Genomic DNA, 10843 nt, shown 5'->3' on the forward strand with positions numbered 1-10843 from the left:
GGCGACGCCGCGCCATGCCCGAGCCGAAACCGCTGCGGTTTTCAAGACACGCCGAGGACGTTATTCTCGAACGTGAATTGGATCGAAGCTGGATCGAAAGAACGGTGAGGGATCCCGAATGGTCTCATCCCGATCCGAAGCGACCCGACCTTGAGCGGCGTTTTCGCCGATTTGTGGAAGCCGGGAATCGCGTTCTTCGCGTCGCTTGCGTCGAGACCGAGCATGAGATTCGGGTCGTGACGGCTTTCTTGGACAGGGACGCACGGAGGCCGTCATGACGCCGACCGTCAAATATCGCTCCGAGGACAACGCGGCCTATATCCGCCTGTCGCAGCAGAAGATCGTCGACAGCGCTGAGGTCGCGCCGGATGTCGTGTTCGACTACGACGCCGAAGGGCGCATCGTCGGGATCGAGCTGCTCGACGCGAGACGCCAGCTGTCGCCGGAGCTTTTGGTGGAGGCGGCCTGACGAAAGTCGCGTAGCAAGCGTAGTCGCGTAGCAAGCGTAGCCCGGATAGAGCGAAGCGAAATCCGGGGCTGCTCGATCCGGGCATCATGCTCGTGGGTCCCGGGTTTCGCTGCGCTCACCCGGGCTACCGAGCGGTCATTCCGCCGCTTCCACCGGCCGCAGCAGGCCGGCGGCATCCATCTCGTCGTGCAGCGCGATCAGGTCCCAATCGAAACCGTTCGGCCCAGTCGGCACGCCGTTCTCGACGAAGACGCGGCGGAAATAGCTCGGGTCCTTCAGCGGCTCCAGCATCGGGCCATTCTCCTCGCGGAGAAACGACAAGTCGCGCTAGCCGACCGTGTCGTCCGAGAACTCGACCGCGAGCCGGAACTCGCCCGTCACTCTGATCCGTCTGACCTCGAGCGGCATCGTCGTCCGGTCCCGGTATCCGTTCGAGCGGCTGATGGTTTTGCGCCCTCTCCCAGTTTGCCAGCAATGGCACCCTGCGCGCCACCATCCAGTGTCGAACGATCTCGTGACGGTCGGCGGCAGCCGGCCCTGGAGCAAGCGCCCATCTTCACTCCTTCAGCTCCTCCGCGAGCCTCCGCCGCAACCCCTCGGCATCCTTGGTCTCGCATTCCCACACCACGATCACCCCGAAACCCGCGGCCTCGAGGGCCGCGGTTTTGGCCGCGTCGCGGGCGACGTTCTGGTCGAACTTCTTCAGCCAAAACTCGCGGTTGCGGGTCGGCGTGGTGGTTTTGGGGCAGCCCGGATGGCGGTGCCAGAAGCAGCCATTGACGAAGATCGCGAAGCGCCTCGCCTTGTTGGCGAAATCGGGCGAGCCCGGCAGCGAGCGCACGTTGCGGCGATAGAAGATGCCGAGGTCGCGCAGCACGACGGCGACGGCGTCCTCGGGTGTCGTGCCGCGCTGGCGCACCCGGCGCATCAGGGCGGAGCGGGCCGGGTCGGTCGGGCAGGCGGGGCGCTGGCCCATCGGGCTCATTCGGCGGCGAGCAGGCGCCGCGCCTCCCGCGATCTTTGCGGAGATTTTTCGCGCATGCGGGCGAGATGGGCGCGCACCCGCTCGTGAAAGCCGGGCACGAAGCGCAGCCGGCTGCGCTCGATCCGCGACAGGAAGCCGGCGGTGGCGCGCTCCGACAGCGGAACGCCGGGGTGGCTCAGAAACGCATGGAGCGAGGGGCGTGAAAGCCATACCGGAAACGCCGAGATCGCCACCGCCCGGCGCGCAAAACCGTCGAAGCGGGCGGCGCGCGGCCAGCGGGTGCCGGCCTCCAGCACCGCCCCGTCGCGGGCGAGATCGTAGCGTCCGGGCGCGGCGAGCCGCGTCCCGATCCAGGCCGCGACCGGCCGCGTGACGGCATTGCCGACCAGCGACCACCGCAGCGAGGCCCGCCCCGCCCGCGTCGCCGGCTCGGTCCAGCCGGCGGCAAAACCCTGCAAGCGCTCGGCGTCGCGGAGATCCGGCGTGACGATCGTGCCGTCCGGCAAGAGGATCGCCGGCGGGGAGGGAATGCCGACGGTCGAGCCGTTCTTCAGCGTCGGCACGCAGTCCGGCCCCCAGCCGAGCCCGCGAATGCCCTCGGTCCAGTAAAAGCCGTGGGCGTGGGTGTCGAGCGCGGTGTCCGGCAGCGTCGGCAGAGCCTCGTCGGCCAGCAAGACGTTTGCCGGGTCGTCGACCCGGCTCGCCAGCAAAAAAACCCGCTCGCGCCGCTGCGGCAGGAAGGCGAGCGAGTTCACCACCCGGTAGGCCCAGCGATAGCCGCGCGCCTCGAACGCCGTCACCAGCCGGTCCATCGCGCTGCCGCGGTCGAGCTGCAGCATGAAGGAGACGTTCTCCAGCAGCACGCGCGGCGGCCGGTCTTTGTCGAGCAGCCGAAACACGTGGTCGACCAGGCCCGATTTCTGCCCGCCGATGCCGGCGGTGCGGCCGGCCTGGCTCAAATCCTGGCAGGGAAAGCCGGCGGTGACCAGATCGATATCCTTCGGCAGCGCGTCCAGCGCGCCGATGTCGGCGACGCAACGGATGTCGGGGAAGCGTGCGGTGAGCACGGCGGCGGCCGGCGGCCAGATCTCGCACAACAACGCGGTCTCGTGACCGGCCTCGTGCAGACCGGCCTCGAACCCCCCGATGCCCGCGAAAAGTCCGGCGATCCTCATCCGCACCCCGAATCGATCCTCCATGGTCCCGACCCGCTCCGGCGACACAAGCGTTTCGGTGGCGTCGGCTCTCGCCATCACCGGAATTTTTCGGCGCGTGCGGCCCGCTTGCCCGCACAAGGCGCCTGGGCCACACTTTCCGCATTGTAGCGGGGGCGGGTGCGCGCGCGCCCCGTGTTCATTCATTGCAGGGGGGACGGATCATGGCGGTGCAGACCTCTCCCGGCGGCATGCGGGCGTGGCGCTCGCTCGCCTTCGGCCGCGACGGGCTCGAGGTCGCGGAGATCCCGCGGCCGGCACCGGGACCCGGCGAGATGCTGGTGCGGGTCGAGGCGGCGGCGCTGAACTTCGCCGATCTCCTGATGCTCGACGACCGCTATCAGGTGCGCCCCGAGCGGCCCTTTACGCCCGGCCAAGAGCTCGCCGGCACGGTGATCGAGGCGGGCGCGGATGCGCCGTTCTCGGCCGGCACGCGGATCGCCGGCAAGGCGGAGACCGGCGGGTTCGCCGACTACGCCCTCGTGCGCGGTGACCATGCGCTCGCGGTGCCGCAGGATTTTGCCGCGGAAACCGCCGCGGCGCTGCCGGTCGCCTACACGACGGCGCTGGTGGCGCTCACCGAGAGCACCGTGGTGAAGCCCGGCGAGCGGGTTCTCGTGCTGGCGGCGGCCGGCGGGGTGGGGCTCGCCTGCGTGGAGGTGGCAAAGCATCTCGGGGCGGAGGTGATCGCCGCTGCCGGCGGCGCCGACAAATGCGCGCTCGCCCGTCGGCACGGCGCGGATGCGACCGTCGATTATCGCCACGGCAGCTTGGTCGAGCAGGTCAAGACGCTGACCAAAGGTCGGGGAGTGGACGTGGTGGTCGATTCGCTCGGCGGCGAGGCGACCCGCGACGCGCTGCGCCTGCTCGCCTGGGGCGGGCGGCTTCTGGTCACCGGCTTCTCCGGCGGGGCGATCCCGCAAATCCCGGCCAACAAGCTTTTGCTGAAACGCTTGTCGGCGATCGGCGTCTATTTCCACCCCGAGCACGACGCGGCGATGCTGGTGCGGATCGGCCAAAAACTGTCGGAGATGGCGGCGGCCGGGGCGATCACCCCGCATGTCGGCGCCGTCTACGCCTTCGACGAGCTGCCACGCGCACTCGCCGCGCTCGCCGAGCGGGCCACCACCGGCAAGGTGATCTTGCGGGTGGCCGAGGAGTGAGGGCGAGGGGAATCGGGCCGCGCGAGGCGCTGGCGTGCCAAGGCTAAAATTCCTATAGTGTGGCCGATGCCTCCCCGGGCCTCGATTCTCACCGGAGGTTTCATGCTGACGCATGCGCAAATCTGGACGGCGCTCGACCGCCTGGCGGCGCGTGCCGGCCTGTCGGCCTCCGGGCTCGCCAAGCGGGCCGGGCTCGACCCGACCACCTTCAACAAGTCGAAGCGCATCACCCCGGACGGGCGGGCGCGCTGGCCCTCGACCGAGTCGGTGGCGAAATCGCTGGCGGCGACCGGCACGCCGATCGAGGACTTCGTCAAGCTGATCACCGACGGCGGCGCGCCGGCCGAGCAGGCGGTGCCGCTGATCGGCCTCGCCGAGGCGGGATCGGGCGGCTATTTCGACGACGGCGGCTTCCCGGTCGGCAAGGGCTGGGACGAGATCGCCTTTCCGGCGGTCGAGGACGAGCACGCCTATGCGCTGGAAATCTCCGGCGATTCCATGCAGCCCGCCTATCGCGACGGCACCGTGATCATCGTCTCGCCCTCGGCGCCGATCCGGCGCGGCGACCGCGTGGTGGTGAAGACCCGCGAGGGCGAGGTGATGGCGAAGGAGCTCAAGCGGAAGACCTCGAAGACGCTCGAGCTGCGCTCGCTCAATCCCGAGCACCAGGACCGCACGCTCGGCACCGAGGAGGTTTTGTGGGTCGCCCGGATCGTGTGGGCGAGCCAGTAGGCGGCGCGCCGCCGTCGCGGGTGCGCTCGAGGCGCATCGACGGCTCTCGGGCGCGGCGTCGTGCTCACCTCACTGGCGGGGCGTCGTCGGCGGGTCGTCGTCGGCAAACCGTCACGAAAGCCGGCTAGTCTCTTCATGTCGGCCCGCGGTGCTCGGTCCGGGCGGGGGGTTGGCAAGAGCGTTTGCGTCCCCATATCCCGTATCGAGCGGCCTGTGCCGCACCCCTCTCACGCGCCGCCTGACCGCGGATGTACCGGCAGGTTCGCGCCGTGAGACGGGGACGCGGCGGGTCGCCGTCTTTCTTTTTCCGCCGAAAACACGCTGTTCCGCTGAAAAGTCGTTCGAGGAGGCGCCGACCGTTCCGGGCGTCGTCCGCGCCGGCTCGGGCATTTTCATGCCGGCTCGCACCACGACCGGCAGAGGAGACCCGCGGGTAAACAGGCCCACGCCCGAGCGGTCGCTTGCCGGTGGAGGCCCAGCCTGGACTCGAACCAGGATTTGAAGGGCTTTGCGGGCACCTTCCGCGTCACCATTCCGCCACCGGGCCACGAGCGCATCCTAGGAGGGGTGCCTGCGTAATGCAACGTTGACACCCCGTTAGGCTTAACGCACCGGTGCGGGCAAGCGGGTGCCCGGTCATCGGGCGTCGACAATGGGTGCCCGCCGATCGGGCGTCCGGCAAGAGCGCCCGGCAAGCGGGCGTCGGGCAAGAGCGCGCGGCAAGCGGGCGTCGGGCTTGCGCTTCGCCCGACCCGCAGGGGCTCCGTGGCGGACTTCGGCGTGACGGCTGTTCGCGACGGACCGCGGCGATATCTCCTCGGACAAATCCTGCCCGAACCGGCGACGGTTCCGGGTCGAAGTGCTCGGAAGAGGCGACTGTCGCTACTGCGCCGCCGCCGGCGTCGGACCCGCCGCCACCCGTGCCTGCAGCGCCCGGATGCGGGCGACCAGGTCGCCCTGCGGCGCGCCGTTCGCGGTATTCGTGCCGGCGGCACCCGTGCCAGCGGCATTCGTGCCCGCGGACCCGGCCGGGGCGGGGGCGTCGCCCGAAAGCATCGCCTCGATCGGCGACTCCGGCCCTTCCAGCGCCCGCGTCAACCGTACCACCTCGGCGGCGATGTCGTTGATCCGCTCGCGCAGCAGCGCGCTCTCCAGCCGCTCGCTCTCCCACGAGCTTTCCGCGCCGACGCGACCGGCGGCGATCTCGGCGCGCAGCCGGGTGTTTTCCTCGCGCAAGGCGTCGATCTCGCGCGTCTCGGCGGCCCGTTCGGCCCGCGCCGCCTGCGCCCGATCGGCCAGCTCGCGGGCCCGCCGGGCCTCGTGCTCGCGTTCGACCAGCAGGCGTCCCTGCTCGGTCAGCCGCTCCTCCAGCTCGCGCACCCGCGCGCCGAGCCCCTCGGCCTCGGCGGCCTGCGCCGCGAGCTGCCGCTCGAGCTCGGCCCGGCGGCCGGCGATCGCCGCGCTGCGGCTCCGCTCGGCGGCCAGCTCCTCGCCGGCGGCGGCCGCCGCCTGCCGCTCCTGCTCCATCCGGGCGGCGACCTCGCGCACGTCCTTCTGGGCCTGGGCGAGCTGCGACTTCAGCGACTCGACCTGGGTGCGCAGCGTCGCGATCTCGATCCGCTGGCTGTCCGACACCGCGGTGCGCTCGTCGAGCGCCGCCACCAGCGTCGCCAGCTCGGTCTCCTTGGCGGCGAGCCGCTGCTCGACCGTCTGCGCCCGGTCGCTCTTGAGCGTGTACTCGTGCTCGGTGGTCTCCAGCTGGTCGCGCAGCGCCGCCTCACGCGCCTCGACCTGGCGGATCGTCGCCGATTTCTCCTCCAGCTCCTGCTGGAGCTTGCCGATCGCCATCGACTTCTTGCCGAGCTCGCCGAGCTGGCTCGCGGTCTTCGCCTTGAGCTGCTCGACGCTCATCTCGAGCCGGCGGGTCGACATCGCGAACTCGGCCCGCAGCTGGTCCTTCTCGGCCTGGATTTCCGCCATCGAGAACGGGGTCGCCGCCTCGAGCCGCTTCATCGTCAGCCGGACCGCGCGGTTGTGCACCAGCGGCACGAACAGCAGGTTGAACAGGCTCGCGACCAGAAAACCGATCCCGAACAGCATGATCTGCTCGACCATGGCGAGCGCCTCCGGCTTCGTGCGGGGCCGGGCCACCTTGCGCGGGTGTTGGCAGGTCTGCCGGCGACGGACGGATATCGTGTCAAATGATCACCGTTCCCGGCCGGGAGCCAGTCGAAAACTCCGCCGATCACGCAACGGTGTGCCGCTCCGGCGTCGCGCCGAAGGGCGTCCGGAGGCGGAACGGGGAGGCGGAGCGCGGCCGGGTCAGAACGGATTCCAGGTCGATTGCGGCGTGAACTTCAGATAGCCGATGCTGGCGCCGAGCCGCAAGCCCACGCCGGAGCGGATCGGCACCACCACGATGTTGTTGGAGGTGAGCGCCGTCATCCCCAGCCCGCCGACCAGATAGGCCGAGCCGTCGACGCCGGCGAAGCGCTGATAGATCGCCTGGGTGGAGGGCAGGTTGTAGACCAGCATCATGGTCCGCGCGCCCTCGCCGCCGATGTCCCAGCCGAACGAGGGGCCCTGCCAGTAGACCTTCAGGTCGCCGGCGTTCTTGGTGTAGAGCATGCCCTCGCCGTAGCGCAGGCCGCCGAAGATCGCGCCGCCGCCTTCCTCGCCGAGGATGTAGCCGTTCGGCAGGCCCCACTGGCTGGCCGCCCGCTCGACCAGCGTCGCGAGGCTGCGCGAGACGCCGCCGAAGAAGCGGTGGCCGGCGGCGACCACCTCCTCGGAGGAGTAGGTCGAGTGCGCCGGCGGCGGGGCGCCCTGGGCGCGTGCGGGCGCGGCGAAGGCGAGCCCCGTCAGCAGCAGCACGGCGGCGATCACACGCGAAGCTCCACCCATCGGCACCACCCCTCGTTCCCGTTCGATCCCCACGATTCTGCGGATCGCGATAACCGGTCCGTTACGAAAACGCGTTATATCCGCGCGCGACGGCGATTCGATCCGAATCGCGATACCATCCGGCAGCACTATGACCCGACCGCGGCAACTCCCGCAAACCACGCTCTTGCGCGTCGTTCTCCTCCTCGTCGGCGCGTTTCTCGCGCTCTCGGTGGGGCAGGCGGCCGATGTCGGCGCGGCGACCACCGAGCGGGTGGTGACCGACCGCTTCACCGGCATCGCGATCGACGGCTACGACCCGGTCGCCTACTTCGTCGACAAGGCGCCGCAGCTCGGCCGGCCCGAGTTCGAGTACAGCTGGGCCGGGGTGGTGTGGCGGTTCGAGAACGAAGGCAACCGGGCGGCGTTCGCGCAGGATCCGCGGGTCTATGCCCCGGTGTTCGGCGGCTACGACCCGGTCGGGGTGGCGCGCGGCATCTCGCGGCCGGGCAATCCGCTGGTGTTCGCCGTCTCCGAGGGCAGGCTGCTGCTGTTCTTCAGCGAGCGGGCCAAGGCGAAGTTCGCCGCCGACCCGGACGCCACCATGCGCGAGGCGCGCAGCCATTGGCCGAGCGTGCAGGCCGGGCTGATTCCCTGACGGCTCGTCCCGACCTCTCGTCCCGACCTCTCGTCCTGACGTATCGTTCTGACGCCTCTCGCCCGCGGTCGCGCGGCGCCGCGCGGCCGCGGCATCGTCCGGCCGTCGCCGTCAGGCCGGCTGGCGCCCGTCCGGCGGCTCGCCCCAGGCGACGAAGGCCGGCACCCGAAATCCCTCCTCGATCCGCCCGTAGGGCAGCGGCGATCCGTCCGGCCGCAGCACCGTGCCGCCGGCCGCCGCCAGCAGCGCGTGGCCGGCCGCGACGTCCCACTCGCAGGTCGGCGCGAGCCGCGGATAGACGTCGGCCGCCCCTTCGGCGATCAGCGCGAACTTGGCCGCCGAGCCGTAGGGGATGCGGGCCGCGACGCCGCGCGCGTCGAGGAAGCTCTTGGTCCGCTCGTCGAGGTGCGACCGGCTCACCGTCGCCACCATGCCGTCGGCCGGGCGGGGACGGGCACGGATCGCCACCGGCTGGCCGGCCGGCTCGCCGACACGCAGCGCCAGCCGCTCGGCGCCGAGGCCGACCCGGCCGCGATAAAGGAGCCCGCGCACCGGCAGGAAGACGAACCCGGCGACCGGCCGGTCGTTCTCCACCACCGCGACGTTGATCGTGTATTCCCCGGTGCCGCCGACGAACTCCTTGGTGCCGTCGAGCGGGTCGACCACCACATAGAGATCGCCGAGGCGGTCGGTCGCCGCGCCGCTCTCCTCCGAGACCACCGGCACGCCCGGCAGCAGCCGCTCGAGCCCCGGCAGCAGCAACGCCTCGGAGGCGAGGTCGGCCTCGGTCACCGGGCTGCCGTCCGCCTTGGTGCGCACCGCGAGCGGCGAGCACGCGACCTCCAGAACCGCACGGCCGGCCTGCGAGACGAGCGCCGTGAGGGCATCGGCGAGGCGGTGGTCGATCGGGTTCATGACGCTGCCTGTTTCTCCTCGGTGGCCGGTTTGCGTTGGTCCGTCGCACCGGTGTATCACACGACACCTCCGTCCGGCGCGGTGCCGATTCGGGGACATCAACCGGAGGCTGCTCGTCGATGTCCGGCGCCCTGACGCTCGATTCTCTCGATCTGTCCGCCCTGCTGTGCTCGAAGGTCTGCCACGACCTGATCAGCCCGTCGGGCGCGATCGTGAACGGGCTCGAGGTGTTCGAGGACGCACGCGACGAGGAGACCAAGACGTTCGCGCTCGACCTCATCAAGAAGAGTGCCACACGGGTCTCGGCGCGTCTCCAGTTCTGCCGCCTCGCCTTCGGCGCCGCTGGCTCGGCCGGCGCGCAGATCGATCTCGGCGACGCCGAGAAGGTGGCGCGCGGCGTGCTCACCGAGGACAAGATCGAGCTCGCCTGGCGGCTGCCGCGGGTGCTGCTGCCGAAGACGCGGGTCAAGCTCCTGCTCAATCTCCTGCTGCTCGCCGGCCAGATCATTCCGCGCGGCGGCACCCTCGACGTCGATCCGATCGGCGAGGGCGAGACCATGGGCTTCCGCATCACCGCGGTCGGCCGCGGGCTCAATGCCCGCATCCCGCAGCCGGTGCCGGCGCTGGTGGCCGGCACGCCGGAGGACGGCGCGCTCGACGGCCATGCGATCCAGCCCTATTTCACCGGCCTGCTCGCCCGCACCTGCGGGCTCGAGGTGAGCTTCGCGCCGGACGGCGAGGCGATCGTCCTGACCGCGAGCCCGCGCGAGGCGCCCGAGACGGCCACCGCCGCCGCCGGCTGATTTTTTCTCTCCCTCCGCCTTTTTCTGCTGGTCTCGGCAGACCGGCCGGTGGCGGTTCGTCCGCCGCCGTCGGCTCCGCCCGATCGTATTCGCCGTCGGCTCGACTGAACGCGGCGAGAGAAACCGCACCCGCCGGCGGGTGTTCGCGCTGCCCGCGGCCGCCGCGGCGAGACGCCGGCTCGTAGCGGACCAATTCAGGCGCGCCCGAAAACCTCGCGACGACTTTCGCCGTGCCGTACCCGGTTGCGGAGCGGCGGGCGCCGCCGTGCGCCTCGCCGGCAGCCGGCCGGGGCGCCGGCCGGATCGCTCGCGACAGGCTTAACGGCGGGTTGACGGCTGCCCGTTCCGCCGGCATTCGCTCGAATTTTCAACAATTCCTCGGTGACGCCACGGTGCGGTCGCCGCCCGGCGGCGGCATGCGGAAACCCGTCGGCGGCGCGCCCGGCGCGGTCCGGCCATGCGGAAAAACCCGGCCTCCGCGTTCGGGAACCATTTCCGCAACGAAACTTAAACGCTTTCCCAACAGACTGCCCGTGCTCCTGAATTACCGGGCTTTCCGTGCCCGTAACGCGAGTTTTTTCGATGGACGACTTGCTGCGGGAATTCTTGACCGAGACGAGCGAGAGTCTCGACGTGGTCGACGTCGAGCTCGTGCGGTTCGAGCAAGATCCGAACAACGCCAAAATCCTCGACAACATCTTCCGCCTCGTCCACACCATCAAGGGTACTTGCGGCTTCCTCGGATTGCCGCGCCTCGAGGCCTTGGCGCACGCCGCCGAGACGCTGATGGGCAAGTTCCGGGACGGCACCGCCGTCACCGGCGAGGCGGTGACGCTGATCCTCTCGACCATCGATCGCATCAAGGCGATCCTGGACGAGCTGGAGCAGAGCCAGGAAGAGCCGGCCGGCGAGGACCGCGACCTGATCGACGAGCTGGAGCGCCTCGCGCTCGGTGCCGAGGCGCCGCCCGCCGCGAGCGCAGCGTCGCCGCCGGCCGCCGCCCCGGTCGCTGCCGCGCCCG

Annotated in this window: 13 protein-coding genes and 1 tRNA gene; 7 read left to right on the top strand and 7 right to left on the bottom strand. The window is 70.6% G+C overall.

Annotation, left to right across the window (positions count from 1 at the left end):
* Window positions 1-14 precede the first annotated feature (14 nt).
* On the top strand, window positions 15-278 hold the full coding sequence (locus tag A33M_RS25350) for a DUF4258 domain-containing protein (RefSeq protein ID WP_083850348.1): 264 nt from the start codon (window positions 15-17) through the stop codon (window positions 276-278).
* The gene (locus A33M_RS06930; RefSeq protein ID WP_008385095.1) at window positions 275-469 is read left to right on the top strand and encodes a DUF2283 domain-containing protein; all 195 of its coding nucleotides are present in this window, start codon (window positions 275-277) and stop codon (window positions 467-469) included. Before A33M_RS25350 ends, A33M_RS06930 begins: the two co-directional genes overlap by 4 nt.
* A gap of 135 nt (window positions 470-604) precedes the next feature.
* Here A33M_RS06930 and A33M_RS06935 read toward each other — a convergent pair whose 3' ends face one another.
* From A33M_RS06935 to A33M_RS06945, 3 genes are all read right to left on the bottom strand, one after another.
* Complete coding sequence (locus tag A33M_RS06935; RefSeq protein WP_008385097.1) at window positions 605-760, bottom strand: hypothetical protein; 156 nt, start codon at window positions 758-760, stop codon at window positions 605-607.
* Between the two features lie 265 nt (window positions 761-1025).
* Window positions 1026-1445 (bottom strand): very short patch repair endonuclease, encoded by a 420-nt coding sequence (locus tag A33M_RS06940; RefSeq protein ID WP_008385099.1) that lies wholly within the window; start codon window positions 1443-1445, stop codon window positions 1026-1028.
* 5 nt (window positions 1446-1450) lie between these two features.
* Complete coding sequence (locus A33M_RS06945) at window positions 1451-2653, bottom strand: DNA cytosine methyltransferase (RefSeq protein WP_202801812.1); 1203 nt, start codon at window positions 2651-2653, stop codon at window positions 1451-1453.
* A gap of 179 nt (window positions 2654-2832) precedes the next feature.
* On the opposite strand from A33M_RS06945, the gene A33M_RS06950 reads away from it, so the two are divergent.
* Window positions 2833-3831, top strand: coding sequence for an NADPH:quinone oxidoreductase family protein (locus A33M_RS06950; RefSeq protein WP_008385102.1), 999 nt, complete (start codon window positions 2833-2835; stop codon window positions 3829-3831).
* A 102-nt stretch (window positions 3832-3933) separates the two neighbouring features.
* A complete protein-coding gene (locus tag A33M_RS06955; protein WP_008385103.1) occupies window positions 3934-4563 on the top strand; it encodes a S24 family peptidase in 630 nt (209 codons plus the stop codon).
* 468 nt (window positions 4564-5031) lie between these two features.
* On the opposite strand, the gene A33M_RS06960 is transcribed toward A33M_RS06955, so the two are convergent.
* The 3 genes from A33M_RS06960 to A33M_RS06970 all read right to left on the bottom strand — a co-directional run bounded on the left by A33M_RS06960 (window position 5032) and on the right by A33M_RS06970 (window position 7467).
* Window positions 5032-5110, bottom strand: a tRNA-Cys gene (locus tag A33M_RS06960).
* A 335-nt stretch (window positions 5111-5445) separates the two neighbouring features.
* Window positions 5446-6678, bottom strand: coding sequence for a hypothetical protein (locus A33M_RS06965; protein ID WP_008385104.1), 1233 nt, complete (start codon window positions 6676-6678; stop codon window positions 5446-5448).
* 207 nt (window positions 6679-6885) lie between these two features.
* A complete protein-coding gene (locus A33M_RS06970; RefSeq protein WP_040619624.1) occupies window positions 6886-7467 on the bottom strand; it encodes a DUF1134 domain-containing protein in 582 nt (193 codons plus the stop codon).
* 130 nt (window positions 7468-7597) lie between these two features.
* On the opposite strand from A33M_RS06970, the gene A33M_RS06975 reads away from it, so the two are divergent.
* Window positions 7598-8104, top strand: a complete 507-nt coding sequence (locus A33M_RS06975) for a YHS domain-containing (seleno)protein (protein WP_083850349.1) — start codon at window positions 7598-7600, stop codon at window positions 8102-8104.
* A 111-nt stretch (window positions 8105-8215) separates the two neighbouring features.
* Here the strand turns inward: A33M_RS06975 and cysQ are convergent, their stop codons facing one another.
* Window positions 8216-9019: a 3'(2'),5'-bisphosphate nucleotidase CysQ gene (gene cysQ / locus A33M_RS06980; protein WP_008385111.1), complete on the bottom strand. Its 804-nt coding sequence runs from the start codon at window positions 9017-9019 to the stop codon at window positions 8216-8218.
* Between the two features lie 119 nt (window positions 9020-9138).
* Between cysQ and chpT the strand changes: the two genes are divergently transcribed.
* Window positions 9139-9822 carry a histidine phosphotransferase ChpT gene (gene chpT, locus A33M_RS06985; RefSeq protein ID WP_008385114.1) on the top strand — a complete coding sequence of 228 codons (684 nt, stop codon included), beginning with the start codon at window positions 9139-9141 and terminating at the stop codon, window positions 9820-9822.
* Between the two features lie 582 nt (window positions 9823-10404).
* Window positions 10405-10843: Hpt domain-containing protein (locus tag A33M_RS06990; RefSeq protein ID WP_040619625.1), on the top strand; the 439-nt coding region annotated here is incomplete at its 3' end.

Origin of the sequence: Rhodovulum sp. PH10, assembly GCF_000293785.1 — a bacterium.
GTDB lineage: Bacteria > Pseudomonadota > Alphaproteobacteria > Rhizobiales > Xanthobacteraceae > Rhodoplanes.

What these genes read in the sequence shown, in the direction of transcription:
- A33M_RS06945 (WP_202801812.1), bottom strand. Translation starts at nt 2,653, where the DNA reads ATGGAGGATCGATTCGGGGTGCGGATGAGGATCGCCGGACTTTTCGCG.
- A33M_RS06935 (WP_008385097.1), bottom strand. Translation starts at nt 760, where the DNA reads ATGCTGGAGCCGCTGAAGGACCCGAGCTATTTCCGCCGCGTCTTCGTC.
- A33M_RS06950 (WP_008385102.1), top strand. Translation starts at nt 2,833, where the DNA reads ATGGCGGTGCAGACCTCTCCCGGCGGCATGCGGGCGTGGCGCTCGCTC.
- A33M_RS06940 (WP_008385099.1), bottom strand. Translation starts at nt 1,445, where the DNA reads ATGGGCCAGCGCCCCGCCTGCCCGACCGACCCGGCCCGCTCCGCCCTG.
- chpT (WP_008385114.1), top strand. Translation starts at nt 9,139, where the DNA reads ATGTCCGGCGCCCTGACGCTCGATTCTCTCGATCTGTCCGCCCTGCTG.
- A33M_RS25350 (WP_083850348.1), top strand. Translation starts at nt 15, where the DNA reads ATGCCCGAGCCGAAACCGCTGCGGTTTTCAAGACACGCCGAGGACGTT.
- A33M_RS06955 (WP_008385103.1), top strand. Translation starts at nt 3,934, where the DNA reads ATGCTGACGCATGCGCAAATCTGGACGGCGCTCGACCGCCTGGCGGCG.
- A33M_RS06975 (WP_083850349.1), top strand. Translation starts at nt 7,598, where the DNA reads ATGACCCGACCGCGGCAACTCCCGCAAACCACGCTCTTGCGCGTCGTT.
- A33M_RS06970 (WP_040619624.1), bottom strand. Translation starts at nt 7,467, where the DNA reads ATGGGTGGAGCTTCGCGTGTGATCGCCGCCGTGCTGCTGCTGACGGGG.
- A33M_RS06930 (WP_008385095.1), top strand. Translation starts at nt 275, where the DNA reads ATGACGCCGACCGTCAAATATCGCTCCGAGGACAACGCGGCCTATATC.
- cysQ (WP_008385111.1), bottom strand. Translation starts at nt 9,019, where the DNA reads ATGAACCCGATCGACCACCGCCTCGCCGATGCCCTCACGGCGCTCGTC.
- A33M_RS06965 (WP_008385104.1), bottom strand. Translation starts at nt 6,678, where the DNA reads ATGGTCGAGCAGATCATGCTGTTCGGGATCGGTTTTCTGGTCGCGAGC.